The 25,501-nt window shown below is 65.0% G+C and carries 24 protein-coding genes and 1 tRNA gene; 15 read left to right on the forward strand and 10 right to left on the reverse strand.

The window, feature by feature from the left end; all coding sequences use genetic code 11:
- The 8 genes from AX729_RS15190 to AX729_RS15225 form a co-directional block, all read left to right on the forward strand.
- Window positions 1-596: flotillin domain-containing protein (locus AX729_RS15190; RefSeq protein ID WP_283807802.1), on the forward strand; the 596-nt coding region annotated here is incomplete at its 5' end.
- A 206-nt stretch (window positions 597-802) separates the two neighbouring features.
- Window positions 803-1,171, forward strand: a complete 369-nt coding sequence (locus AX729_RS15195; protein ID WP_061024367.1) for a hypothetical protein — start codon at window positions 803-805, stop codon at window positions 1,169-1,171.
- Between the two features lie 139 nt (window positions 1,172-1,310).
- Window positions 1,311-1,385 (forward strand) — tRNA-Asn (locus AX729_RS15200).
- A gap of 215 nt (window positions 1,386-1,600) precedes the next feature.
- Window positions 1,601-1,780, forward strand: coding sequence for a hypothetical protein (locus AX729_RS15205; RefSeq protein ID WP_061024492.1), 180 nt, complete (start codon window positions 1,601-1,603; stop codon window positions 1,778-1,780).
- A gap of 135 nt (window positions 1,781-1,915) precedes the next feature.
- A complete protein-coding gene (locus AX729_RS15210; RefSeq protein WP_061024495.1) occupies window positions 1,916-2,578 on the forward strand; it encodes a protein-L-isoaspartate O-methyltransferase family protein in 663 nt (220 codons plus the stop codon).
- A gap of 203 nt (window positions 2,579-2,781) precedes the next feature.
- Window positions 2,782-4,167 carry a TolC family outer membrane protein gene (locus AX729_RS15215; RefSeq protein ID WP_061024370.1) on the forward strand — a complete coding sequence of 462 codons (1,386 nt, stop codon included), beginning with the start codon at window positions 2,782-2,784 and terminating at the stop codon, window positions 4,165-4,167.
- A 304-nt stretch (window positions 4,168-4,471) separates the two neighbouring features.
- Entirely contained in the window at window positions 4,472-5,227 is a 756-nt protein-coding gene (locus AX729_RS15220; protein ID WP_061024497.1) for a PopZ family protein, read from the forward strand.
- A 127-nt stretch (window positions 5,228-5,354) separates the two neighbouring features.
- Window positions 5,355-8,231, forward strand: a complete 2,877-nt coding sequence (locus AX729_RS15225) for a valine--tRNA ligase (RefSeq protein WP_061024372.1) — start codon at window positions 5,355-5,357, stop codon at window positions 8,229-8,231.
- A gap of 110 nt (window positions 8,232-8,341) precedes the next feature.
- On the opposite strand, the gene AX729_RS15230 is transcribed toward AX729_RS15225, so the two are convergent.
- Window positions 8,342-8,944 (reverse strand): DNA-3-methyladenine glycosylase, encoded by a 603-nt coding sequence (locus AX729_RS15230; protein ID WP_061024374.1) that lies wholly within the window; start codon window positions 8,942-8,944, stop codon window positions 8,342-8,344.
- A 130-nt stretch (window positions 8,945-9,074) separates the two neighbouring features.
- Between AX729_RS15230 and lipA the strand changes: the two genes are divergently transcribed.
- Both lipA and AX729_RS15240 read left to right on the forward strand, forming a co-directional pair.
- On the forward strand, window positions 9,075-10,031 hold the full coding sequence (gene lipA, locus AX729_RS15235; protein WP_061024375.1) for a lipoyl synthase: 957 nt from the start codon (window positions 9,075-9,077) through the stop codon (window positions 10,029-10,031).
- Window positions 10,032-10,037: 6 nt separating this feature from the next.
- A complete protein-coding gene (locus tag AX729_RS15240) occupies window positions 10,038-10,508 on the forward strand; it encodes a type II toxin-antitoxin system RatA family toxin (protein WP_061024377.1) in 471 nt (156 codons plus the stop codon).
- A gap of 132 nt (window positions 10,509-10,640) precedes the next feature.
- On the opposite strand, the gene AX729_RS15245 is transcribed toward AX729_RS15240, so the two are convergent.
- Genes AX729_RS15245 through AX729_RS15265 form a run of 6 tightly spaced genes read right to left on the reverse strand, consistent with a single transcriptional unit; the run spans window position 10,641 to window position 15,808 of the window.
- Entirely contained in the window at window positions 10,641-11,456 is an 816-nt protein-coding gene (locus tag AX729_RS15245) for a c-type cytochrome (RefSeq protein WP_061024378.1), read from the reverse strand.
- Window positions 11,456-13,078, reverse strand: a complete 1,623-nt coding sequence (locus AX729_RS15250; protein ID WP_061024381.1) for a b(o/a)3-type cytochrome-c oxidase subunit 1 — start codon at window positions 13,076-13,078, stop codon at window positions 11,456-11,458. The genes AX729_RS15245 and AX729_RS15250 overlap by 1 nt, the downstream gene beginning before the upstream one ends.
- Window positions 13,065-13,631 (reverse strand): cupredoxin domain-containing protein, encoded by a 567-nt coding sequence (locus AX729_RS15255; protein WP_061024383.1) that lies wholly within the window; start codon window positions 13,629-13,631, stop codon window positions 13,065-13,067. Before AX729_RS15255 ends, AX729_RS15250 begins: the two co-directional genes overlap by 14 nt.
- Entirely contained in the window at window positions 13,628-13,804 is a 177-nt protein-coding gene (locus AX729_RS40490) for a hypothetical protein (protein WP_018641890.1), read from the reverse strand. The genes AX729_RS15255 and AX729_RS40490 overlap by 4 nt, the downstream gene beginning before the upstream one ends.
- Before the next feature lie 19 nt (window positions 13,805-13,823).
- A complete protein-coding gene (locus AX729_RS15260; RefSeq protein WP_061024386.1) occupies window positions 13,824-15,092 on the reverse strand; it encodes a c-type cytochrome in 1,269 nt (422 codons plus the stop codon).
- Window positions 15,093-15,100: 8 nt separating this feature from the next.
- The gene (locus AX729_RS15265) at window positions 15,101-15,808 is read right to left on the reverse strand and encodes a c-type cytochrome (protein WP_061024388.1); all 708 of its coding nucleotides are present in this window, start codon (window positions 15,806-15,808) and stop codon (window positions 15,101-15,103) included.
- Window positions 15,809-16,030: 222 nt separating this feature from the next.
- Here AX729_RS15265 and AX729_RS15270 point away from each other — a divergent pair, with 222 nt between their 5' ends.
- On the forward strand, window positions 16,031-16,807 hold the full coding sequence (locus AX729_RS15270; protein WP_061024389.1) for a mechanosensitive ion channel family protein: 777 nt from the start codon (window positions 16,031-16,033) through the stop codon (window positions 16,805-16,807).
- 89 nt (window positions 16,808-16,896) lie between these two features.
- On the opposite strand, the gene AX729_RS15275 is transcribed toward AX729_RS15270, so the two are convergent.
- Both AX729_RS15275 and AX729_RS15280 read right to left on the reverse strand, forming a co-directional pair.
- Window positions 16,897-17,505, reverse strand: coding sequence for a CinA family protein (locus AX729_RS15275; RefSeq protein ID WP_061024391.1), 609 nt, complete (start codon window positions 17,503-17,505; stop codon window positions 16,897-16,899).
- 3 nt (window positions 17,506-17,508) lie between these two features.
- On the reverse strand, window positions 17,509-18,690 hold the full coding sequence (locus tag AX729_RS15280) for a bifunctional 2-C-methyl-D-erythritol 4-phosphate cytidylyltransferase/2-C-methyl-D-erythritol 2,4-cyclodiphosphate synthase (RefSeq protein WP_061024394.1): 1,182 nt from the start codon (window positions 18,688-18,690) through the stop codon (window positions 17,509-17,511).
- Between the two features lie 274 nt (window positions 18,691-18,964).
- On the opposite strand from AX729_RS15280, the gene dusB reads away from it, so the two are divergent.
- Genes dusB through ntrC form a run of 3 tightly spaced genes read left to right on the forward strand, consistent with a single transcriptional unit; the run spans window position 18,965 to window position 22,584 of the window.
- Complete coding sequence (gene dusB, locus AX729_RS15285) at window positions 18,965-19,966, forward strand: tRNA dihydrouridine synthase DusB (protein ID WP_197433607.1); 1,002 nt, start codon at window positions 18,965-18,967, stop codon at window positions 19,964-19,966.
- Window positions 19,963-21,132, forward strand: a complete 1,170-nt coding sequence (locus AX729_RS15290) for a two-component system sensor histidine kinase NtrB (protein ID WP_061024498.1) — start codon at window positions 19,963-19,965, stop codon at window positions 21,130-21,132. The genes dusB and AX729_RS15290 overlap by 4 nt, the downstream gene beginning before the upstream one ends.
- A gap of 9 nt (window positions 21,133-21,141) precedes the next feature.
- Window positions 21,142-22,584 carry a nitrogen regulation protein NR(I) gene (gene ntrC / locus AX729_RS15295; RefSeq protein WP_061024399.1) on the forward strand — a complete coding sequence of 481 codons (1,443 nt, stop codon included), beginning with the start codon at window positions 21,142-21,144 and terminating at the stop codon, window positions 22,582-22,584.
- A gap of 169 nt (window positions 22,585-22,753) precedes the next feature.
- On the opposite strand, the gene AX729_RS41515 is transcribed toward ntrC, so the two are convergent.
- The gene (locus tag AX729_RS41515) at window positions 22,754-22,876 is read right to left on the reverse strand and encodes a hypothetical protein (protein WP_283807803.1); all 123 of its coding nucleotides are present in this window, start codon (window positions 22,874-22,876) and stop codon (window positions 22,754-22,756) included.
- Between the two features lie 201 nt (window positions 22,877-23,077).
- On the opposite strand from AX729_RS41515, the gene AX729_RS15300 reads away from it, so the two are divergent.
- Complete coding sequence (locus AX729_RS15300; RefSeq protein WP_061024401.1) at window positions 23,078-25,486, forward strand: sensor histidine kinase; 2,409 nt, start codon at window positions 23,078-23,080, stop codon at window positions 25,484-25,486.
- Window positions 25,487-25,501 lie beyond the last annotated feature (15 nt).

The raw sequence follows: 25,501 nt of genomic DNA on the forward strand, positions 1-25,501 counted from the left end.
GCGCCCGCCTCACCCAGGTGCTGGCCGCCCGTACCGAGGCCGAGCGCAAATCGACCGAGGTGATCGTCGCTGCCGAAGCCGAGAAGAAGGCGGCGCTAGACCGCGCCGAAGCCATCACGACATTGGCTACTGCCGAAGCCGAGTCCAACAAGATCAAGGCTGTCGGCGTCCGCAACATCGGTGAAGCCGAGGCCGCCGTTATAACGATGAAGAACGAGGCTCAGAACAAGCTCGGCAGCAACGTGATCGATTTCGAGATCGCCAAGAAGCGGATCGAGACCATGCCGTCGGCACTCGCCGAGATGGTGAAGCCAATCGCGAACCTGAAGGATGTCCGCATCCTGCACACCGGCGGTGCGTTCGGCGGCAACGGCAATGGTGCCGGCGCCGGCAATGTCGGCTTCGGCGAAGGGCTTGCCGGTGAGCTCCTGAAGGTGCACGCGCTGCGCCCGATGATCGACGAGATCCTGCGCCAGAGCGGCTTTACGCCGGACGACGATCCCGTCAAGGCTCTGGTTGGCGCCGTGACGGGCAAGAGCAACGGCGCGGCCGTGCCGGCGCCGGTGCCGGAGAAAGCAAGCGCCGCCGATCTATGAACGCCCGTTCATTGCTGCGGAGAATTCGAATCGATAGACAGGCTGGGCGCGTCTCGCGTCGCGCGACGTTCCGGAGCGCGGATCGATCGTGTGTTGAGCCGTTCGATCTCGCTCCGGACGAGCCTTGAGGCAACGCCTTGTTCGCCGCGGCGCCTGCGTCGAGCGACGTCAGGCGCCGGGACCTGTTTCGATCGGAGCAATTTCACATGAAGCACTTTCTCGCCGGACTCATCGCCATCGGCCTTTCGATCGTCGCCGCACCGTCTCTTGCGGCCGATGCCCGCAACGTCACGGTCGTCAACGAGACCGGCTATGCCATCAAATTTCTGGGCTTCAATGGGCCGGACGATGGCCTGGACGAATGGGACAACGAGCTCGACAAGGTGTTGCAGAACCAGGCCAGCACCTATGTCGAGTTCGACGATGACGACGAAGGCTGCGTCTGGAACATCCGCGTCGACTGGCATAACTACGACGAGGCAGTGCTGTGGAAAAACGTCAACCTCTGCAAGCTCACTGCGCTCCGCTTGCGCTACGACTCCGGTACCAAGACCACCTCGTTCCTCGCGGAATAGTGCTTCTGGCCGACATGACCGGAGGAGGGGTCATTCCAGCCCCCTCCTTGGGAGCGTTGCGGATGACGACGAATTCGTCCTTTGCAAGCGCAAGCGGCTTTGTTATACGCAGCCGCGCGCGAACGAACGGTTCGCCTTTTCCTCGGTAGCTCAGCGGTAGAGCATCCGACTGTTAATCGGATGGTCGCTGGTTCGAATCCAGCCCGGGGAGCCAAATTTTCTTTACAATTCAAGGATTTGCGCTCGCATTCTCAGGCGACGTCAGACCTTCTTGTCCTGATCCTTGAACCCCGGATCGACGATTCAGGCGCGCAATCGGCCCTCAAATCACAAGTGTGCGCGGGCACGCGCAGGCCATGCGTGCGGCGCCAAATCGACTCAATTCACAACGAGCATCGATCTTGCCGGACATTCATGGAGCTGATTCCCATGCCAGACATCCAGGTCGACCGCTCTCACATGGCCCCCTCGATTCTACCCCCTGGCGTTCCCGAGCTCAGCGACGACGAATGCCTCGCCCGTCTGGCGCGCGCGGTCGAGACGCAGGATTCGGCGCGGCTGGACGAGGTCGCCGCTCTGATCGGCCGCCTTGCAGTGGCGATCGAATGAGACTGGCCGGCCGGTCGATTGGAGGAGTTGCGGACGCCTGATCATGGCCAACGGCCATGTTGCGTTTTGACCAAGCATGTTCCAAAGATGCCGCGAATTTCCTTCGCGGCATCGTCCGCATTGCAGGGTCCGCTCATGTCCGGTTTTTCGACCGCGCGCCAAAAGATGGTCGATGGCCAGGTGCGCACCAGTGACGTCACCGACCGTCGTGTTCTCGATGCCATGCTCACGGTTCCGCGCGAGGCCTTCGTGCCGGCGGGCCGCCAGGCACTGGCTTACCTCGACGTCGACCTCGACGTCAGCGAAGGCGGCGCCAAGCGGTTCCTGATAAAGCCGGCGCTGACCGGCAAGCTGCTCCAGGCCGCCGAAATCGGCGAAGGGGACAGCGTGCTGGTCGTCGGCTGTGCCAGCGGCTACCTCGCCGCGCTGACCGCCAAGCTCGCGCGGCAGGTCACCGCGACCGAATGCGATGCGGCTTTGGCCACCAAGGCCAGGGACGCCTTCGCCGCCCTGGGGCTTGCCAATGTCTCCTGCAAGGCGGTCGCCTGCACCGACGGTGACCCTTCTGCTGCGCCCTATGACGTGATCGTCCTGAACGGTGCGGCCGAAGTCATGCCGGAAGCTTTGCTCGGGCAGCTGAAGGAAGGCGGGCGTCTGGTGGGAGTTTCGGCCGAATCCAGGCCGCCGCGCGCCACCATCGTGACCCGCACCCACGGCGAATTCGGCCATCGGGCGCTGTTCGACGCCGCAGCCCCGGTCCTGCCCGGGCTGGAACGGGCGGCAGCCTTCGTCTTCTGAGGCCAAAGCCCGTTAAAATCCCGTTCTGAATCAGAAGTGTGGCCGGGATGCTGCACGTGAAGAGTTTCCACTGGGAACCACCCTCAGGTAGTTCCGTCGCGCTTGACCGCGTCCTATGTTGCGACGGGGCAACGACTCCACTCGTAGACGGTAACCCAGCTCGCGGGCACGAGCCGGACGTTAGAATGAACGGAATTTCAGGGATGCATGGGGTGAAGCTCTTCACCGGAGCTGCTGTTTCGGTCCTGCTGCTGGCGCTTGCCGGGCCGACGCCTGCCTTGGCGGATACGATCGAGGCAGCGCTGGTGCGCGCCTATCAGAACAATCCGCAGCTCAACGCGCAGCGTGCCCAGGTGCGCTCGACTGACGAAAACGTGCCTCAGGCCTTGTCGGGCTATCGCCCGAGGGTTTCGCTGACGGCGAGTGCTGGTTACCAATACTCGGACTTCAAGAGCGCCAGCAACAGCGACCCCATCAACGGGACCGGCTATCCGCGCAGCGTGGGACTGACCGCGTCCCAGACATTGTACAATGGCAACCAGACTGCCAACCGGACTCGCGCCGCCGAAAGCCAGGTTTCCGGAGCCCGCGAAGGTTTGCGCGTGCTTGACCAGAGCCTGCTGCTCCAGGCCGCGACGACGTACATGGATTATCTGCGCGACGCCGCCACGCTGGAAGTCCAGCGCAGCAACGTGCGCGTGCTCGAGCAGACGCTGAAGCAGACCCGCGACCGCTTCAACGTCGGCGAAGTAACACGCACCGACGTCGCGCAATCGGAGGCGCAACTGGCTGCCGGCAAGACGCAGGCGCTCACTGCCGAAGCGAATCTGACCACGACGCGGGCGAACTTCCGGCGCATCATCGGTAACGAGCCGACGAACCTCGCCCCGGGCTCGCCCGTCGATCGGTTCCTGCCTCCGACGCTCGCAGCCGCGATCGAGCTCGCGCTCGTCGAGAACCCCAACGTGACAGCGGGCATGTACGGTATCGACGTTAATTATCTTCAGGTGAAGATCAACGAAGGCGCGCTGCTTCCCACGGTCACCCTGCAAGCATCCGTCACCCAGTCCTTCGAGCAGTCCCTGATTCAATACCGCTCGTTCGGAGCCTCTGCGGTCGCGCAGATCTCGGCTCCGATCTATCAGGGTGGCGCTGAATACGCGCTTATTCGTCAGTCCAAGGAGAATCTTGCGCAACAGCGCCTCAACCTGGAGACGACACGCGATCAGGCTCGTGCCACCGTCGTGCAGGCCTGGGGCCAGTTGCAGGCCAGCAAGGCACAGGTGCAGTCCGCACAGGCACAGGTCACCGCCTCGGAGATCGCGTTGAACGGCGTCCGTGAAGAGGCCAAGGCTGGCCAGCGCACCACGCTCGACGTGCTCAACGCGCAGCAGGCGCTGGTCAATGCGCGTGTCGCACTCGTCACCGCACAGCACGATCGCGTTGTTGCGTCCTATTCCGTGCTGAGTGCCGTCGGCCGTCTATCGCCGCAGGTCCTTGGCCTGCCGACGACGACCTACGACCCCAGCGTTCACTATCATCAGGTCCGCGACAGCTGGGCGGGCGTGCGCACGCCCGACGGGCGCTGATCCCCGCAATCATCCGGTCGACCTCGCGAACACCCGAGGTCGACCGGTGCTTTGCTTGCAATCGTCAAAATCCCTGACATAGCCTTGCCAAGATGATGCGGGTCGATTCGCCCCGCGTTGATGTCGTGTGCGTAACGGGTTGAGTGCTGGGGCAGGGACGCACCGCTGCACGTTGAGCCGTGATCTGGGGACAAGTCGGGCTGCCGCGACGAAAATGACGGGCTTCCCGTCCGGAACCGGCCAATCCCGTCGTGCTTGGTGGTAAAACAGCGCATGCGAGGGCGTTGATGATGTGGAGTCGCAGATGACGCAGCCTGCAAAGGTCACAGAACCCTCGATGGAGGAGATTCTGGCCTCGATCCGGCGCATCATCGCCGACGATGAGGCAAAGCCCCCGCCGGCAGAGGCCGCCAAACCCGCAGCGCCCGTCGCGCCGCCGAAGCCCCCGGCCATGAACGACATTCCGCCATCGAAGGTCGCGCCCGCAAAACCTGCTGCCGAGAAGCCTGCGCCGCCAGTTGCGAAACCGGCTCCGCCGCCGCCACCCGCGCCCGCGGCGGACGCAACCAACAACCAGGACGATATCGACGCGCTGCTGGCGGGGCTCGACGCCGCCACACCTGCGCCCGAGGTCCGCGCTCCCGAGCCGGAGCCCGAACCCGAACCCGACGTGCTCGAATTGACGGACGATATGGCGGTGGATCCGACGCCTCCGCCGCCGCCGCCCAGCTTCCGCAAGGTCGACCCGCGCGACGATCTCGAATTCGCCGAACCGCCGCCGCGGCCCACGCCGCCACCGTCCTATGCGCCGGTGGACTTTGACGCCCCGCCGCTGCCGCCGCAGCAGCCGATCCTCGCGCAATCGACGGTTTCCGCGGTCGAATCCGCTTTCAATTCCTTGGCCCACACGGTGCTCAGCAGCAACGCGCGGACGCTGGAGGATCTGGTCAAGGAAATGTTGCGACCGATGCTGAAGTCCTGGCTGGACGACAACCTGCCGGGCCTCGTTGAACGCATCGTGAAGGCCGAAATCGAGCGGGTCTCGCGCGGCGGCAGATAGGGCCGCAGGCCGCGCGGCCCTGATATAGCCCCGCCCGCACGCCATATTGGGTTCGTCGATCGCCGAAAGCCCGTCTGCGCTGACCTTTTCGTTGACTTGGCTCCCTCGCGCGGCTTTCTAGCGCCCCATGATCGAGAAAAATTACCAGCCCGCCGATATCGAAGCCCGCATGTCCGTGGTGTGGGAGGACAGCCTTGCCTTCAAGGCCGGCCGCCCCGACCGCCGCGATGCCGTGCCCTTTACCATCGTGATCCCGCCGCCGAACGTGACGGGCTCGCTGCACATGGGCCACGCGCTCAACAACACGCTCCAGGACATCCTGTGCAGGTTCGAGCGCATGCGCGGCCGCGACGTGCTGTGGCAGCCCGGCACCGACCACGCCGGCATCGCCACCCAGATGGTGGTCGAGCGCCAGCTGATGGAGCGTCAGCAGCCCGGCCGTCGCGAGATGGGCCGCGAGAAATTTCTCGAGCGCGTCTGGCAGTGGAAGGCCGAGAGCGGCGACACCATCATCAACCAGCTCAAGCGTCTCGGCGCCTCCTGCGACTGGTCGCGCGAGCGCTTCACCATGGACGAGGGCCTGTCGAAGGCCGTGGTCAAGGTGTTCGTCGAGCTGCACCGCGAGGGGCTGATCTACAAGGACAAGCGGCTGGTGAACTGGGACACCAAGCTCTTGACCGCGATCTCCGATCTCGAGGTGCAGCAGGTCGAGGTCAAGGGCCACCTCTGGTATCTGCGCTATCCGATCGAGGGCAAGACCTTCAATCCCGACGATCCGTCGAGCTTCATCGTCGTCGCCACCACGCGGCCCGAGACCATGCTCGGCGACACCGGCGTTGCCGTGCATCCCGAGGACGATCGCTATCAGAATCTCATCGGCAAGAACGTGATCCTGCCGCTGGTCGGCCGCAAGATTGCGATCGTCGCCGACGAATACTCCGATCCGGAGAAGGGTTCCGGCGCGGTCAAGATCACGCCGGCGCACGACTTCAACGATTTCGAGGTTGGCAATCGCCACGGCCTGCGGCGGATCAGCGTGCTCGACAAGGAAGGGTGCCTGGATCTCGTCGACAACGAGGATTATTTGCGTGACCTGCCGGAGGGCGCCTCGCAGTTCGCCGAGGAGTTCCACAAGGTCGACCGCTTCGTGGCGCGCAAGCGCATCGTCGAGCGGCTGGAATCGTTCGGCTTCGTCGAGCGGATCGAGCCGCACACCCACATGGTGCCGCATGGTGACCGCTCGAACAGCGTGATCGAGCCGTACCTGACCGACCAGTGGTATGTCGACGCCAAGACGCTGGCCAGGCCCGCGATCGCGGCGGTGCGTTCGGGCGAAACCACGTTCGTGCCGAAGAACTGGGAAAAGACCTATTTCGAGTGGATGGAGAACATCCAGCCCTGGTGCATCTCGCGCCAGCTCTGGTGGGGTCACCAGATCCCGGCCTGGTACGGTCCGGATGGCAAGGTGTTCGTCGCCGAGACCGAAGAGGAGGCCGTCAGTCACGCGCTCGGCTATTACGTCGAGCAGGAAGTCATCACGCCGGAGCAGGGGCGCGAGATGGCGCTCGACCGCAACAAGCGCGAAGGCTTCATCACGCGTGACGAGGACGTTCTCGACACCTGGTTCTCCTCGGCGCTGTGGCCGTTCTCGACGCTGGGCTGGCCCGACGATACGCCCGAGGTGCAGCGCTACTACCCGACCAACGCGCTGGTGACGGGCTTCGACATCATCTTCTTCTGGGTCGCCCGCATGATGATGATGGGCCTGCACTTCATGAAGGAGGTGCCGTTCTCGACGGTCTACATCCACGCCCTCGTCCGCGACGAGAAGGGCGCCAAGATGTCGAAGTCGAAGGGCAACGTCATTGATCCCCTCAACCTGATCGACGAATACGGCGCCGACGCACTGCGCTTCACGCTGGCCGCGATGGCGGCACAGGGCCGCGACATCAAGCTCGCCACCAGCCGCGTCGAGGGCTACCGCAATTTCGCGACGAAGCTCTGGAACGCCTGTCGCTTCGCGGAGATGAACCATTGCGCCGTGCCTGAAGATTTCGAGCCGGCGAAGGTGAAGGAGACGCTGAGCCGCTGGATCGCGCATGAGACCGCGCACACCACGCGCGAGGTGACCGAGGCGATCGAAGCCTATCGGTTCAATGACGCCGCGGGCAGCATCTATCGCTTCGTCTGGAACGTCTATTGCGACTGGTATGTCGAGCTCGCAAAGCCGGTGCTGCTCGGTCCCGACAGTCCCGCCAAGGACGAGACCCGGGCCATGGTCGCCTGGGCGCGCGACGAGATCCTCAAGCTGCTGCACCCCTTCATGCCCTTCATCACCGAGGAGTTGTGGGAGGTGACGGCCAGGCGCGAGGGCTTGCTCGCATTGGCACCGTGGCCGCTGAAGCCGTCCGAGCCGACGCCGGAGCAGCTCGCGATGCTGGCGGCGACGGCGGAACCGACCGATGCGCTCGTTTCGCCGGCCTGGGTGCTGCCGATCTTCGATCATGCCGACTTCACCGATCCCGCGGCCGAGGCCGAGATTGGTTGGGTGATCGATCTCGTCACCCAGATCCGCTCGGTGCGTGCCGAGATGAACATCCCGCCGGCCACGCTGACGGCGCTGGTGCTCGCCGGCGCTTCGGCCGAGACGCGGGAGCGCGCGCCGCGCTGGACCGACGTCATCAAGCGCATGGCGCGGCTGTCGGATATTTCCTTCGCCGACCGCGCGCCCGACGGTGCGGTTCAGTTGCTCGTGCGCGGCGAGGTGGCCGCGCTGCCGCTGAAGGGCGTGATCGACGTCGCCGCCGAGCGCGCGCGCCTCGACAAGGAGATCGGCAAGGCCGACGCCGACATCAAGCGCGCCGAGTCCAAGCTGGCGAACGAGAAGTTCGTCGCCAATGCGGCCGAAGAGGTCGTCGAGGAGGAGCGCGAAAAGCGCGAGGCGGCGCTGGCGCGCAAGGCGAAGCTGCTTGAGGCCCAGGAGCGCTTGAAGCAGGCGTCGTGAGCTCGTCGTCATTTCGGAGTGATGCACAGCATCGAATCCGGAATCTCGAGATTCTCAGGTGCGCAATTGCGCACCGGAGTTCGGCTCTGCGAGCCGCCCCGGAATGACGGTCACTTCGGAAACGGCTTGCTGAGGAACTTCGAGCCTTTGATGCCGTAGCGCCAGGGCAGCTCGACGGCCTTGGTGATGCCGATCCGGATGCCTGTTGCGACCTCGAAGTCTTCGGTCCGCGCATGCAGCGCGATCGGCGGCCGGTCCAGCGGCAGGGCATTATGCGCGATGGTGATGCCGAGCGCCTCGGTCAGCTTTCCCGGACCCGAGCACAGCGCATGCGCATCCTGGAGATGCCGGAGCCGGCGCATCGCGGCCAAGCCGTGCGTCGGCTCCAGTGCGCGGATCAGCACGGCGCTGGCCGAGCCTTCCTCCTCGCAGACGAAGTTCACACACCAGTGGATGCCGTAGGAGCGATAGACATAGGCAAAGCCGGGCGGGCCGAACATCACCTGGTTCCGTGGCGTCGGTCCGCGATAGGAGTGCGCGGCCGGGTCGGTATGATGATAGGCCTCGACCTCGACGATGATCCCGCCGACGCCGTCGACCAGCATGGTGGCGCCGATGAGGTCAGGCGCCACCTCATGCACGCTGCGTGCGAAAAAGGCGCGCTTCAGGGCTTTGCCGAGGCGCGGTGTGGAGGGTTTCGAGACTGGAGCCATTCGAGGTGAGAATCGCCTGAGAACAGAGCAGGATATTGCCCATATCTGCCATGTTCCCTGAAGCGGGGCGAGCCGGGTTGCGATGCCGGGCCAGACCGACTAGGTAGAACCTGAACAGACCGGACACCCCATGGTCGTTATCGTCGATACCATCTCGAACCCGCTGCGCCCGCGCCACCCCGAAAAGGTGAATAAGCCCGATTCCGCTTCGCCACCGAAGCCGGACTGGATTCGCGTGCGCGCGCCCAACACCCGCGGCTATGCCGACACCCGCAACATCGTGCGGGCGAACGGCCTGCACACCGTGTGCGAGGAGGCGGGCTGCCCGAACATCGGCGAGTGCTGGGACAAGAAGCACGCGACCTTCATGATCATGGGTGACACCTGCACCCGGGCCTGCGCCTTCTGCAACGTCAAGACCGGCCTGCCGAATGCGCTGGATGCGGCCGAGCCGCAGAACGTCGCCGAGGCAGTCGCCAAGCTCGGCCTTGCCCATGTCGTCATCACCTCCGTCGACCGCGATGATCTCGCAGACGGCGGCGCCGAGCACTTTGCCCAGACCATCCGCGCGATCCGGGCCGCGTGCCCCACGACCACGATCGAGATCCTGACGCCGGACTTCCTGCGCAAGGAGGGGGCACTCGAAATCGTGGTCGCGGCGAAGCCGGACGTTTTCAACCACAATCTGGAGACCGTGCCGTCGCGCTATCTCACGGTGCGACCCGGAGCGCGCTATTTCCACTCGATCCGGCTGCTGCAGCGGGTCAGAGAGCTCGATCCCACCATCTTCACCAAGTCCGGCATCATGGTCGGCCTCGGCGAGGAGCGCCACGAGGTGCTCCAAGTGATGGACGACCTGCGCTCGGCCGAGGTCGATTTCCTGACCATCGGCCAGTACCTCCAGCCGACCCGCAAGCACCACGCCGTGATGCGCTATGTGCCGCCCGACGAGTTCGCTTCCTATGAGAAGGTCGCCTACACCAAGGGCTTCCTGATGGTGTCGGCGAGCCCGCTGACCCGCTCGTCGCATCACGCCGGCGAGGACTTTGCGAGACTGAAGGTCGCGCGGGCAGCTAACGCCCGCTGAATCGCCATGCCCCAATTTTCGAGCAAGCGCCGTGTCAGTCACAGCGCATCCGAGATGTTTGATCTGGTCGCCGACGTCGAGCGCTACCCGGAATTCGTGCCGCTGTGCAGCGCGCTCAAGGTGCGCCAGCGCATGGCGAAGCCCGACGGCACCGAGGTGCTGGTCGCCGACATGACCGTGTCGTTCAAGCTGATCAAGGAATCCTTCACCAGCCGCGTGACGCTCGACCGCGCCAATCTGAAGATTCTGGTCGAATATCTGCAAGGCCCCTTCAGCAACCTCGAAAATCGCTGGACGTTCGAGCCCAAGGGCGAGGGCGTCTGCGACGTCGGATTCTTCCTCTCCTACGAGTTCAGGAGCCGCATGCTCGCGATGCTGATGGGCTCGATGTTCGACGCCGCGTTCGCGCGGTTTTCCACCGCCTTCGAGAAGCGGGCCGATGCGATCTACGGCCGGCCGAAGCTGGCGTCGTCGTAGTCTCGACGGGGCACGCTCTCTCAACCGTCATTGCGAGGAGCGACGCGACGAAGCAATTCAGAGTCTTTCCGCGGAGGGATTCTGGATTGCTTCGCTGCGCTCGCAATGACGACGAGGAGGCAGGCGCGCCCCTCAATCCACAGCCTTCACCACATCGGGGGGCTGCGAGGCGTAGTATGCTGCGGCCTGCTCGATCTCCTGCGGCGTCATCGCGCGCGCGATGTTGCGCATCTGCTGGCTGATGTCGTTGCGCCGTTCGCCGGAGGCGAAGGCCTGGAGCTGCGCCTTCATGTAGGCCTCGGACTGCCCCTCCAGCCACGGGCTGCCGACCTTGTTGTCGAGGCTGCCATGGCAGGAGCCGCAGGGAGCGATTCCGCGCATCGGCGCGCCGTAGATGACGATGTTGGGTTTCGGCAGCTGCGGCGTCGGGTGGTAGGCCGGAAGCCGCGGCAGATAGGCGTAGTACATCGAGAGATCGGCGATCTCCTGATCGGTCAGGTTGATCGTGAACGGCGACATCACGGCATTGGTGCGCGCTCCGGAGCGGAAATCGTGCAACTGCTTGTAGATGACGGCGGCGTACTGTCCGGCGAGATTGGGCGAGTCCGCGCGGCTGATGCCGGTCGGGCCATGGCAGATGGCGCAGCGCTGTGCCAGCGTCGCGCCGCGGCCGATCGCCTCCTGGCTCGGACGCGACAGCGTGTGCGAGGTGAGCACGACCTCGGACAGGCGTTTTGCCTGTTCGGGCGCCTTCACGGTTGGCGCGCGCTGCGGCACGCCGGCGGCGCTGCAGATCGCGTCCCAGACATTGGCGAACTGCACCCAGGGCTGCGCGAAAGGCAGCACGATGAAGCCGGCGATCGCCGTGACGATCAGGATCGCGGCAGTGATCCCGACGCCAATCCTGAAATGACTGTTACGATGGGTAAAGAGGTCGCGCGTGCCCATCACTGCGCTCCCACATAGACGGCCGGCACCGAGGTACCCTCGTTCAGCGCCAGCGTGAGGATCGGGTAGCCGTAATTGGTGAGGGTGAGCGCGATCATCAGCGCCACCCACAATGCGTGCGTGTTGAGCGCGACCGGCACGGTCGCGGGCTGGTGCACGGCCAGCGCAAAGCGATACGGGCCGGCATCGGTCTGCGGTGCGCGCATGCCGCGCGCCAGGATGACCAGGAAGAGGATGCCTGATGCCAGCAGGATGAAGCCGCCGATCGCCGAAAGGGTGACGGACAGCGCCTGCGGCGCGATCGCGGGATCGCTGAAGTCGAAATAGGCCATGCGGCGCGGCATGCCCAGAATGCCGACCCAGTGCCACGGGAAGGTCGTGACCATCATGCCGACGAACCACAGCCAGAGCTGGGTGCGGATCAGCCGGAGATCGATCAGCTCGCGGCCGGTCAGATGCGGCCAAAGATCATAGGCGATCGCAAAATACATGATCACGATGGCGCCGCCGAAGATCAGGTGGAAATGTCCGGTGATCCACTGCGTGTTGTGGATGGACGCATCGAGCTGATAGCTCATGTTGATGAGACCGCCGGCACCGCCGAAACCGAGCATGACGAAGGAGAAGGCCAGGGCAAGCATCATCGGATTGTCCCAGGGCAGGGCCCTGATCCAGCCGAACAGGCCGCGCCCGCCGCGCAGACGTGCGGCGATCTCGACGGAGGCGCAGATCGTGAACACCGTCAGCAATGTCGGCAACGCCACCAGCGCCGTGAAGGCCGAATGGATAAACTTGAAGCCGGCGCCGACTTGCGGATCGGCAAAGGTGTGGTGCATGCCGATCGGCATCGCCACCACAAGGAACAGGATGAAGGATATCCGCGCCATGGTGTCGGAATAGACGCGGCCGCCGATCGCGCGCGGCACGATGGTGTAATAAGCGATGTAGGTCGGCATCAGCCAGAAATAGACGATGGCGTGCAGCGTCCAGGAGAAGAACACGCGGGCGAGGCCGGCATCGATGGTGTTCTTCAGCCCCGCTGCGACCGGAATGATCTGCAACAGCAGCTCGAGCGCGGCACCGACCGCGGTCCAGGCCCACAAATACGAGCCGGCGACATTGGCGAACATCGCCAGCGGCACCGGCGCGCCGGGGTGGGCCTTGCGCCAGACGCGCAGGTTGATCGACATCAGCGCGACCCAGATCCAGGAGCCCACCACGACCAGCACCACGCCGACATAGTAGAAGACGTTACCGATCAGCGGCGGATAGAAGGTGTAGAGCACCGAGGCGCGGCCGAGCGCGATCGGGATCAGCGCCATGATGCTGCCGGCGACGATCAGCCAGAATCCGGCCCAGGCCCAGCGTACGCCGACCAGACGCTGCGCCAGCGCGGACTCGCTGATGGCGTAGCCGAAACCCATCGCGACCAGGGTCGGGAAAACATAGCCCATCACCGTGCCGTGCGCGGTCAGCGAACGGTAATAGAGCTCGGGATTGGACAGCCAGGTGCCGATCGGACTGCGGATGAACATCTGCCAGGCGCCGAGCGTGAGCGCGATGCCGAACACGGCAAAGGCCAGCCAGAAATGGGCGAGGATGAGCTTCCTATTGGCCAACACAGCTCAACCTCCCGCCGCCCTTTGCACGATCGGCGAATTCAGTCTTGTCGATCACCTTGACCTTGCCCCACATTCCCTCGTGGCCGAAACTGCAAAACTCCTGGCAAGGCATCAGATAGTCGCCGGTCTTCGCAAAGCGCATGGGCTGCTCGGAGATGTAGCCCGGCACCAGCATCGTGTTGACGTTGGTGCCCTGGATCAGGATGCCGTGCACGACGTCGGCGCTGGTGGCGCGCAGCGTGATCGGCGTGTCCGCGGGCACAAGGATGCAGGCCGGTGTGAAAGAATATTGCTGGCCGATTGCCCGCACGGTCACATTGCCATTGGTTTCAAGCACGCTACCGAGATTGCTCTCGACGAATTCGCCGGAGAGATGCAGTCGCGATGGATCGGTGGTCTCGACGCGCGGCTGCGGCATGGTCGCGCGGTGTATGCCGGCAAATGCGGCGAGCAGCGCCATGCCGACGATGATGATCACGGAAATGGTCGCCCAGCGCCGCTCGACGCGGGCCGCGACCTCGGCGCTGCCGTGCTGGGTTTCCTCTACGCTCATTGCAGCGGACCACGCGGCAGGAACACGAACAGATAGAACGCCAGCCACATCGCGACCACACAGGCCGTGGCGATGCCGGCGAGCACGATCGCGCCGGACGGCCCCTGCGCGACGACCTCTTCGACCGCCTGGTCGGCGGCGGCTGGGCTGGTCGGCGGATCGGAATTGATCATAACGGATTCCTGGCGTCTCTCAGTTCAGCGGTGCGGAGCGCAGTTCGTTGGCCTCGCGCGCCGAGACCGGCGTGCCGCGATTGCCCCAGGCGGTCCGGATGTAGGAGACGACGGCTGCGATCTCGTTGTCGGACAGAAGGCCTGCGAAAGGCGGCATGCCGTAGGGCATCGGATTGCCCTTGGTGCCAGGCGGATAGCCCCCATTGAGGACCATGCGGATCGGATTGACCGCCGACTGCATCTCGATCGACTGGTTGTTGGCAAGCGGCGGCCAGTGCGGCGGCTTGCCTTCGCCCTGCGTGCCGTGACAGCTCGCGCAGTTCTTGTCGTAAACGGTCTTGCCGAGGCTGATCAGCAGGCTGCTCTCGGTCGTCGGCAGCGTCGTTCTCGCCGGCGGCGGAGGCGAGGGCTCTGCGATGCTCTTGAGATACACCGCCATCGCCCTGGTGTCCTCGTCAGTGAGATATTGCAGGCTGTTGTGGACGACCTCGGCCATCGGGCCGTAGACGACGCCGCGCATGGAAACACCGGTCTGGAGCAGGTCCGTGATGTCCTTGATGCTCCAGTCGCCGAGCCCCGCCTCGCGATTTGACGTGAGCGAGGGCGCGTACCAATTCTGCATCGGGATCAGGCCGCCCTTGAAGGCTTCCGATTGGGAGGTCCCGCCGAGCGCGTTGATGGGCGAATGGCACATGCCGCAATGGCCGAGACCCTCGACAAGGTAGGCGCCGCGATTCCATTCCACCGACTTCGTCGGATCCGGCTTGAACTCACCTTCACTGAAGAAAAGCGTGCGCCAGCCGAGGATGAGCTGGCGATTGTCATAAGGGAAACGCAACTCGTGCGGCTTGTTCTTCTGGCTGACCGGCGGGATCGAGCGCAAATACGCGTAGATCGCGTCGCTGTCGGCGCGCGTGACCTTGGTGTAGGACGCAAACGGCATCGCCGGATAGATAAGCCCGCCATCCGGGAAGCGGCCGCTGTGCATTGTCTTGTAGAAATCGTCCGCACTCCACTTGCCGATCCCGGTCTCGGTATCAGGCGTAATGTTGGAGGTGTAGAGCGTGCCGAATGGGGTCGGCATGGCACGGCCGCCAGCGAACAGGCGGCCCTCCGGCGCGGTGTGACAGGCGGTGCAATCGCCGGCACGGGCGAGATATTCGCCGCGTGTGATGATGTCGCTGGACTTGTCTTGAGTCTTGTCCTGCGCCTGCACAGCAGTGGTGAGCGCGGCAAGAGCCAGGAATTTGATCGACAAGCGCTTGATCGATAGTTTCGAGCCCATCATCTGCCTCGTCAGTTGGGCTGGCTGCCGCAGCCGAAGGGCAGCGCGTAGGTGCCTTTCGGGACCGGAGCCGGATTGGCTGGTGCCGGCCGTGTCGCGAGCCAGGCAGAAACAGCAGTGACATCGGCCTCGGTCAGATGACCCGCAACCAGCTGCATGCAATCGGGCGACTTCGCCGTACGCGTGCCGTAACGCCAGGCACCGAGTTGGGCGCTGATATAGGCGGTGCGCAAGCCCAAGAGGCCGGGGATGCCGGGCTGCATACCGGTCAGTCCGGGGCCATGGCAGCTCACGCAGGCCGGAATATTGCGGCCGGCATCGCCGCTGATGGCGAGCGTCTCTCCCAGCGCCAGCACGTCCTTGCTGACCTCCGTCGGCGCCGGTGGCGGCAGTGGCGGGTGCTCGCTGGCAAAATACTCCGCCATCGCCTCCAGATAGGGATCGGGCAAGAACTCCAGCAAATAGTTCATCGGCGGATATTTGCGCCGGCCGCTTCGGAAGGCGAGGAGCTGATTGTAGAGATAACCGGCCGGCTTGCCGGCAAGGCGCGGGAAATAGACGTCGCTGGTGCCTTCACCTTTGTTGCCGTGACAGGGCGTGCAGGCCTCGACCCGCGCCGCCATCGTGTCCGGCGGCTGGTTGGCGGTTTGCGCGGCCGGACCATCGATGGTGGCCATAGTGACGATCACGACGGCCGAAGCCACGGCGCGAGCGAACAATTTCGTCGCCCTCCACGATGTTGGTGGTTGATTCCGGAGCCCAACGTAGAACGGCATTATTGCACCATTATTTTCTCGCGCAAGATCGGGCGCGCTGATGACGTTTGGTCGTGGCTCGTGCATCGGCGATCTCGATCGAGTTTGACAGACTCGCGAGCTTTCCCATCGGGATCATTTTGCGTCGTTGCGGGTTCTCTTCGGGTTGTCCGGGTCGGAGTCGCCATGACCATCAATTTCGACACGCTCAAAGCATCGCTCGTTCTGTATGGCTTGAACGCGATCTACGCGATCCTGCTGCTGGCGGTCGGCTGGTATCTGTCCGGCGCGATGCAGCGGCTCGTGACCCGTGTCTTGAGCGTTACGCATCGTGTCGATCCGCTGGTGACCTTGTTCGTCGCCAGCGTAGTTCGCTACGCCGTGCTCGCGGTGGTCGGCATCGCCGTGCTGCAGCTGTTTGGTATACAGACTGCAAGCCTCGTTGCCGTGCTCGGCGCCACATCGCTCGCCATAGGTCTGGCGTTACAGGGCACGCTCTCCAATCTCGCCGCCGGCGTCATGTTGCTGTTGTTTCGGCCGTTTCACATCGGCGATGATGTCGAGGTCGCCGGCAGGGCGGGCAAGGTGAGATCCTTGTCGCTGTTCATGACCGAGCTGGTCGCGCCCGACAACACGCAGATCCTCTTGCCCAACGGACAAGTATGGGGCGCGGCCATCATCAACCGCAGCGCCTATCCTGGCACAGGCGAGGTCAAGGTGGCCTTTCCTGTCAGGGCCGGCTCGGCCAATGCGCTCGCTGCCCAGATCCTGAAGGAGCTGCGTGAGGATCCGCTCATTGACGAGCGGGCTGCCCCGGCGGTCAACGTATCGAAGGTGATCGCCGCCGACCCGGCCGCGCCCCTCGTGGAATTGACCGTGAGTGCGAAGGTGAAGCCATCCGATGCCGATGCGGTCAAGCAGCGGGTGCTCGATCATGCGAGCGCGCTGCTCGCGATGGGCTGAGGCGCTTCCAAGGCAGCCCGCCAGGAGAAAAGCCAGGGCTGCAATGGCCACGATCCGGATGATCGCCCGCAAGCCCCAAGCGAGGCGATTCAGACCCGCGGCGAACGCGGCGGCCTGCGCTTCACCGCGTGCCGGCGCGGCGAGCGTGTCGCGCGCGGACGCAGGCGGCTGACGGCTTCGCGGCGTGGCTTGGCCTGGGCTTGCGGGCCGCGCGCAAGCTCCATCAGGAGGCGCAGCGCCTCGACCACCGAGCGCTGGCGCACAGTGCTGCGGCCGATCGCGCCGAAGCGGTGCTCGCGATGGATGATGCGGCCGTCGCGCGCGGCGGCGGCGAAGTGCACGAGGCCGACCGGCTTGCCGGGCGTCGCACCGCCGGGGCCGGCGATGCCGGTGATGGCGACCGCCAGATCGGTGCCGGCACGCTCCAGTGCACCGATCGCCATCGCGGTTGCGGTCTCCTTGCTGACCGCGCCGAAATTGGCGAGCGTGCCTGCCTCGACGCCGAGCATCGCGCGCTTGGCGTCGTTGGAGTAGGTGACGAAGCCGCGATCAATCACGTCGGAGGAGCCGGGAATGTCGGTCAGCGCGCCGGCGACGAGGCCGCCGGTGCACGACTCAGCGGTCGCGATCGTCAGCTTGCGCATCCGGCACAGATCGAGCAGCGAGCGGGAGAGGGCGCGTGCGTCGCTGCCGCCCATGGCCTAGACGCTCCAGGGCAGGCGGATGGTGGCGCTCGCGGTGGCCGCGATGCCTTCCTCGCGGCCGGTGAAGCCGAGCCGTTCGCTGGTCGTCGCCTTCACGGCGACGCGCGAGATGTCGACGCCGGAGATCTCGGCGATGCGGGCGCGCATGGTATCGCGCAACGGGCCGATCTTCGGCCGCTCGCAGATCAGCGTCACCTCGAGATTGGCGACGCGGCCGCCGCGCTGGGCGACTCGCTCGATGGCGTATTTCAGGAACTGGTCGGAGGAGGCGCCTTTCCACTTCGCATCGCTCGGCGGGAAGTGCGAGCCGATGTCGCCGTCGGCCAGCGCTCCGAGGATGGCGTCCACCAGCGCATGCAGGCCGACATCGCCATCGGAATGGGCGAGAAAACCCTTCGTGTGCGGAACGCGCACGCCGCAGATCATGACATGGTCGCCGTCGCCGAAGGCATGCACGTCATAGCCCGTGCCGGTCCTGACGTCGCCGAGCTGGGCGGCCAGGCGCGCTTCCTCGCGCACGAAATCCTCGGGAGTGGTGAGCTTCATGTTGGCAACATCGCCTTCAAAGGTTGCGACCGTCAATCCCGCCCATTCGGCAATGGCGGCATCGTCGGTGAAATCCGAGCGTCCCTCCTTCGCCGCGCGACGATGCGCCTCGAGGATGACGTCGAAACGAAAGGATTGCGGCGTCTGCGCGACTCTGAGGCGCGCGCGGTCCGGCGTGCCTTCGACATCGCCGTTCTCTCCGGTGAGCTTGATCGTGTCGGTGACGGCGATGACGGGGATCGCGGCGCCGGTGCGGTTCGCAGCTTCGATCGCGCGGGAGATCAGGCCTGCCGAGACGAAGGGACGTGCGGCGTCGTGGATCAGGACGATGTCGGGCGCGTGCCTTGCGAGCGCTTCGAGGCCGGCGAGCACTGATGCCTGCCGTGTCGCGCCGCCACTGGTGGGCGGCTCGTGTTCGAGCCCTGCGACCGCGGCCATGAACATGGCACTGTCGTCGGGGTTTACCACCGGCTGCACCGCTGATACCTCGGGGTGCCGGCTGAAGGCCTCCATGGCGCGATTGATCACGGGCACGCCGCCGATCGCCCGATACTGTTTAGGCCCGCCGGCGCCGGCGCGCAGGCCGCGTCCAGCCGCCACGAGGACGACCGCCGTGCGTTGTGATTTCGCCATAGGACTCAAGTACTCAGTTTGGTGAAAGAGTCGGGGGTGATTTCCGGCATGCCTCTAGCACGGCAGGGCCGCAAAAAAAGGGGGTTTCCCCGGATTGTGGGAAACGGCATTTTGCTGCACTGCACTTGCAAGATCTGCAGAATTGTCTAAACTGTAGGCATGACGCTTGACTGCACAAGAATTGTGCGCAAGATAGATCATGGCAGGCGCGATGAGGCCCTGCCTAGTCAACGAGACCCCTGTGACCGGCTCGGCAGTATCCGGCTCTAAGCCGTTGAAAATAGGCGATATTGAAGTCGCCACCCCGGTCTTCCTGGCGCCGATGTCGGGTGTGACTGACTCGCCCGTCCGCCGGCTGGCCGCCGAGCTTGGGGCCGGTCTCGTCGTGTCCGAAATGACCGCGAGCGACGAGCTCGCCAATGGCCACCGGATGTCCCGGTTGCGCTGCGAAGCGACGGGTATCGGGCCCCATGTGGTCCAGCTCGCCGGCTGCGAGCCGCACTGGATGGCGGAAGGTGCCCGGATCGCCGAAGCCGAAGGCGCCGATATCATCGACATCAACATGGGCTGTCCGGCCCGACACGTGACCGGCGGCCAGTCCGGCTCGGCCCTGATGCGGGACCTCGACCACGCCGTCAGCCTGATCGATGCGACGATCGCGGCGGTGAAGGTGCCGGTGACGCTGAAGATGCGGCTCGGCTGGGACGACCGTACACGCAACGCGCCGGAGTTGGCGCGGCGCGCGGAGGCCGCCGGCGTCAAGCTCGTCACCGTCCATGGCCGCACCCGCTGCCAGTTCTACAAGGGCGAGGCCGATTGGGACGCGATCCGCGCCGTGCGCGAAGCGATCGCCATTCCGCTCGTCGTCAACGGCGACATCACATCCTACGAGAAGGCGCTCGCTGCCTTGGAGGCCTCCGGCGCCGACGCCGTGATGATCGGCCGCGGCGCGCAGGGCCAGCCCTGGCTGCCTGGTCAGATCGGCCGCCGTCTGCAGGGCGGGGCCGAGGAAGCGACGCCCTCGCTCGAAACGCAGCTGCATTATGTCCGCACCCTCTATGATGGCGTTTGCGCGCTCTACGGTCTGCGCATCGGATTGAAGCATGCCCGCAAGCATCTGGGATGGGCGCTCGATGTCGCAGCGCAGGCGAGCCGTGCGCCGGCCGAGAAGCTGAAATCCTGGCGCCGGAAGATCTTGATCTCGGAGGATCCGCGCCTCGTTCACAGTTCGCTGCAAGACGCCTTCGACGACTTCGCATGGAGCGCCGCAGCATGAGCTCCGCCGCCGACCATCGCAAGCTGTCCGACAGCGACGCAATCCTGGATGCGCTCCCCAATCCCGTTCTGATGATCGGGCCGGACGGCAAGATCGTCGCCGCCAACATCGCGACCGAGGCATTCTTCGAGATCTCGACGCAGTTTCTGAAGCGGCAATCGCTGAAGGAGCTGGTGCCGTTCGGCAGCCCCTTGCTCGCGCTGATCGATCAGGTGCGCTCGTCGAACTCGCCGGTCAACGAATACAAGGTCGATTTGGGTACGCCGCGCATGGGCGGCGACCGTCAGGTCGATCTGCACGTGGCTCCGCTGACCGAGCGGCCCGGCCATATCGTGGTGATGCTCCAGGAGCGCACCATCGCCGACAAGATGGACCGCCAGCTCACCCATCGCAGCGCCGCGCGCTCGGTGATCGCGCTGGCAGCCATGCTGGCGCACGAGATCAAGAATCCGCTCTCGGGCATCCGCGGCGCCGCGCAGCTCCTGGAGCAGCAGGCCTCGTCCGAGGATCGAATGCTGACGCGGTTGATCTGCGACGAGGCCGACCGCATCGTGACGCTGGTCGACCGCATGGAGGTGTTCGGCGACGAACGGCCCGTGGTGCGCGGTCCCGTCAACATCCATTCGGTGCTCGACCACGTGAAGCGGCTGGCGCAGTCGGGCTTTGCCCGCAACATCCGCTTCATCGAGGACTACGATCCCTCGCTGCCGCCGGTGCTGGCGAACCAGGATCAGCTCATTCAGGTGTTCCTCAACCTCGTGAAGAACGCCGCAGAGGCGCTGATCGACGTGCCCGACGGCGAGATCCAGCTCACCACCGCGTTCCGTCCCGGCGTGCGCCTGTCAGTGCCCGGTCAAAAGTCCCGGGTATCCCTTCCGCTCGAATTCTGCGTGAAGGACAACGGACCCGGCGTGCCCGACGATCTTCTGCCCAACCTGTTCGATCCCTTCGTGACCACCAAGCAGACGGGCTCGGGTCTGGGCCTCGCGCTGGTCGCCAAGATCGTCGGCGATCACGGGGGCATCATCGAATGCGAATCTCAGCCGCGCAAAACCACCTTCCGCGTGCTGATGCCGATGTATTCCACATCGGTGAAACATGCCGATCAAAGCAGTCGCGCCGACTCTGCCGGGAAGTCGTCGCCTGCGTCACAGGGGGCAAAATGAGGATCAACAATGCCCGCAGGTAGCATTCTCGTAGCCGATGACGATACCGCCATCCGCACCGTTCTCAATCAGGCCCTGTCCCGCGCCGGTTACGAAGTGCGGCTGACCGGAAATGCCGCAACGCTGTGGCGCTGGGTCAGCCAGGGCGAGGGCGATCTCGTCATCACCGACGTGGTGATGCCCGACGAGAACGCGTTCGACCTGCTGCCGCGGATCAAGAAGATGCGGCCGAATCTGCCCGTCATCGTCATGAGCGCGCAGAACACATTCATGACGGCGATCCGCGCTTCCGAGCGCGGGGCTTACGAATATCTGCCGAAGCCCTTCGACCTCAAGGAGCTGATCGCCATCGTCGGCCGCGCGCTCGCCGAACCGAAGGAGCGGACCTCGACGCCGGACGAAGATGCCGAGATGGAGGCGATCCCGCTGGTCGGCCGCTCGCCGGCGATGCAGGAAATCTACCGCGTGCTGGCGCGCCTGATGCAGACCGATCTCACCGTGATGATCACGGGCGAGTCCGGCACAGGCAAGGAGCTGGTGGCGCGGGCGCTGCACGACTACGGCAAGCGCCGGAACGGCCCGTTCGTCGCGGTCAACATGGCCGCGATCCCGCGCGACCTCATCGAGTCCGAATTGTTCGGCCACGAACGCGGCGCCTTCACCGGCGCCAACACCCGCGCCTCCGGCCGCTTCGAGCAGGCCGAGGGCGGCACGCTATTCCTGGATGAAATCGGCGACATGCCGATGGAGGCGCAGACCCGTCTGCTGCGCGTCTTGCAGCAGGGCGAGTACACCACCGTCGGCGGCCGCACGCCGATCAAGACCGACGTGCGCATCGTCGCGGCCTCCAACAAGGATCTGCGCGTGCTGATCCAGCAGGGCCTGTTCCGCGAAGATCTGTTCTTCCGGCTCAACGTCGTGCCGCTGCGGCTGCCGCCGTTGCGCGAGCGCATCGAGGACCTGCCGGATCTCGTGCGGCATTTCTTCACGCTGGCCGAGAAGGACGGCCTGCCGCCGAAGAAGCTGGATGCGCTGGCGCTGGAGCGGATGAAGCAGCACCGCTGGCCCGGCAACGTGCGCGAGCTCGAAAACCTCGCCCGGCGCCTTGCCGCGCTCTATCCCCAGGACGTGATCACGGCGTCCGTCATCGACGGCGAGCTCGCGCCGCCCTCGGTCAGCCCGGGTGCCGCGGTCCAGCAGGGCGTCGACAACCTGGGCGGCGCGGTGGAGGCGTATCTGTCGTCGCACTTCCAGGGCTTTCCGAACGGCGTGCCGCCGCCCGGCCTCTATCACCGCATTCTCAAGGAGATCGAGGTGCCGCTGCTCACCGCAGCCCTTGCCGCCACCCGCGGCAACCAGATCCGCGCCGCCGACCTGCTCGGCCTCAACCGCAACACGCTGCGGAAGAAGATCCGGGACCTCGACATCCAGGTCTATCGGAGCGGGGGCTAAACTCTCGAAGCCGACGGTGGCTCAGCTCCCCCCTACCAAGGTGGAGCTGAGCCTGTCCGGATCGCGCTGGCCGTTATGGCTGACGCGGTGAGCAGAAGTCCGAATCGGATCGAAATGTTCCGCTCTCACATTCAAATTGATCATTCGGCCGCAACACGCGGCATCATGTCTATCTGACGAGGCCGCCGGATGCCGGCACGACGCTGGCGACATTCGCCGGCGGCTGCTGCAGGCCAAGGCCGTTGACCAGGAGGTCGGCGGCAACGATCAGCAGAAGAACGGCCGAGATCATTGTTGCGAGAAATATCCTGTCCATGCCGGGTCAAGCCGGAATGGCGGGAAACCGTTCCCGTCCACTAGGCATGTGGTTGTGGATGGCGTCCATGAGTGACAACCGAAGCGCCGCGGAATTGTCGCAATTCGGCAACAATGTGGTACGAATACATCAGTACCCGCCCATCGCGGGCCCGTTTTCAGCATCGCCATTGCCGGAATGACCAGCGCAGACACCTCGGCCGCACACTTTGACACGACCCTAGCCGAAGAGCCCAAGCGCTGGTCGCTGCGGCGCTGGCTGGCGCCCGTTGCCGTCGCTCTGGCGCTGCTGTCGGCTCTCCTGACCTTCCTGGTCCTGACCGGCCTGACCAGGATCGAGCCGACGCCGGAGGTGGTCCGCTCGTTCTACCTGATCAACGCGGGCACCATCCTGCTCCTGGTCGGAATCATCATCCGCGAGCTCTGGCAGCTGATCCTGGCGCGGCGGCGGGGCAGGGCGGCAGCGCGCCTCCACGTCCAGATCGTCAGCCTGTTCTCGATCGTGGCGGTGCTGCCGGCGGTGCTGGTCGCCGTCGTCGCCAACGTCACCATCGAGCGCGGCCTCGACCGCCTGTTCTCCGGCCCGACCAAGGAGGTGATCCAGAACTCGCTGACGATCGCCCGGGCCTATATGCAGGACCACGCACAGCTGATCCGTGGCGACATCATCGGCATGGCCAACGACATCGCCCATGCCCGGCCGCTCTACGACCAGGACCGCCGCTCGTTTCGCGAGATGCTGACGGCGAGTGCCGCCTCGCGCAATTTGCCGGGCGCGATGATCATCGACAAGAACACCAACATCCTGGAATCCGCCGACACCGGCATGCGGCTGGCGTATTCGCCGCCCGCGCCGGACTTTCTCAGCAACGTCAACGAGAACGAGCCCGAGATCGCGGTCCTGCCGGACGCGAGCTTCGTCGCCGCGGTGATCCGCCTGCGCGCCTTCAACGACACCTTCCTCTATGTTGCCCGCCCTCTCGATCCGAACGTCGTCCATCAGCTCAAGCAGACCGAGGTCAGCGTCGCCGAATACGCGCAGATCGAGTCGCGCCGGCTCGGCATCCAGGTCGCCTTCGCGCTGATGTTCGCGGTGATCGCGCTGACCATTCTGATGGCCTCGGTGCTGATCGGCCTCAACTTCGCCAATTCGCTGGTCTCGCCGATCCGGCGGCTGATGAACGCGGCGCAGACGGTCTCGACCGGAGATCTCCACGTCCAGGTGCCGGTACACCAGTCGGAAGGCGATCTCGCCCAGCTGGGCGAGACCTTCAACAAGATGACGCAGGAATTGCGCAGCCAGCGCGACGAACTCGTCAACGCCAGCGACCTCATCGACAGCCGCCGCCGTTTCATCGAGGCCGTGCTGTCTTCGGCGAGCGCCGGCATCATCGGCGTCGATGCCTCCGGCAGCGTCGGCATCCTCAACCGCTCCGCCGAGAAGCTGATCGGCCACTCCGAAGCGGAGACGCTCGGTCATCCGCTTTCCGAAGTGTTGCCCGAACTCGACGAGATGATGAAGACGGCGCGGGAAGGGACCCAGCGCCTGGTGCAGGGCCAGATCACGATCAACCGCGACGGACAGGAACGCAACCTGTCCGTTCGCGTCAGCGCCGAGAAGAACCAGCCGCACGACAGCCACATCATCACGCTCGACGACATCACCGAGCTGGTCTCGGCGCAGCGCACCTCGGCCTGGGGCGACGTGGCGCGCCGCATCGCGCACGAGATCAAGAACCCGCTGACGCCGATCCAGCTCTCCGCCGAGCGCATCCGCCGCAAGTTCGGCAAGGACATCACCGAGGCCAAGGACAAGCAGATCTTCGACCAGTGCACCGACACCATCGTGCGTCAGGTCGACGACATCAGGCGCATGGTCGACGAGTTCTCGCGTTTCGCGCGGATGCCGAAGCCGGTGATGGAAGGCGAGGACGTCGCCGACACGGTGCGGCAGGCCGTCTTCCTGATGAAGGTCGCCCATCCCGAGATCGACATCGAGGCCGAGTTCAAGGACGATCCGCTCCGCGCGCAGTTCGACCGGCGGCTGATCTCGCAGGCGGTCACCAACATCGTCAAGAACGCCACCGAGGCAATCGAGCAGGTCCCCCCGGAGGAGCTCGGCAAAGGCCGCATCGACGTCGTGGTGTCACGCGAGGGCGACGACGTGCTGATCGATGTGATCGACAACGGCATCGGACTACCAAAGGTCGCGCGTTCGCGCTTGCTCGAGCCGTACGTCACCACGCGCGCCAAGGGCACCGGGTTGGGGCTGGCCATCGTCGGCCGCGTGCTGGAAGACCATGGCGGGCGGATCGAGCTGAAGGACGCCTCCGACTTCCGTGAAGGGCAGCGCGGTGCCTGGATGCGGATGCGCTTTGCCATCTCGGGGCAACCCGCGAAGTCCGAGGCGGCCGAGCAGGCGCCGGCGGCCAAGCAAGCGACCGGGACGACATCCAAGCCCGAAACCGATCGAACGGCTGCGGAATCCGTCAAGAACCACGAAACAAAAGAGCCGGCCTCCGAAACCAAAGAGCCGGCTGAAAAGACAAATGATTCAACGAAGATCGAAGCCTCAACAGGCAGCTGACAAGGCAGGCGCGAC

This window comes from Bradyrhizobium sp. CCH5-F6 (assembly GCF_001556045.1).
In the GTDB taxonomy this organism is placed as follows: Bacteria; Pseudomonadota; Alphaproteobacteria; order Rhizobiales; family Xanthobacteraceae; genus Bradyrhizobium.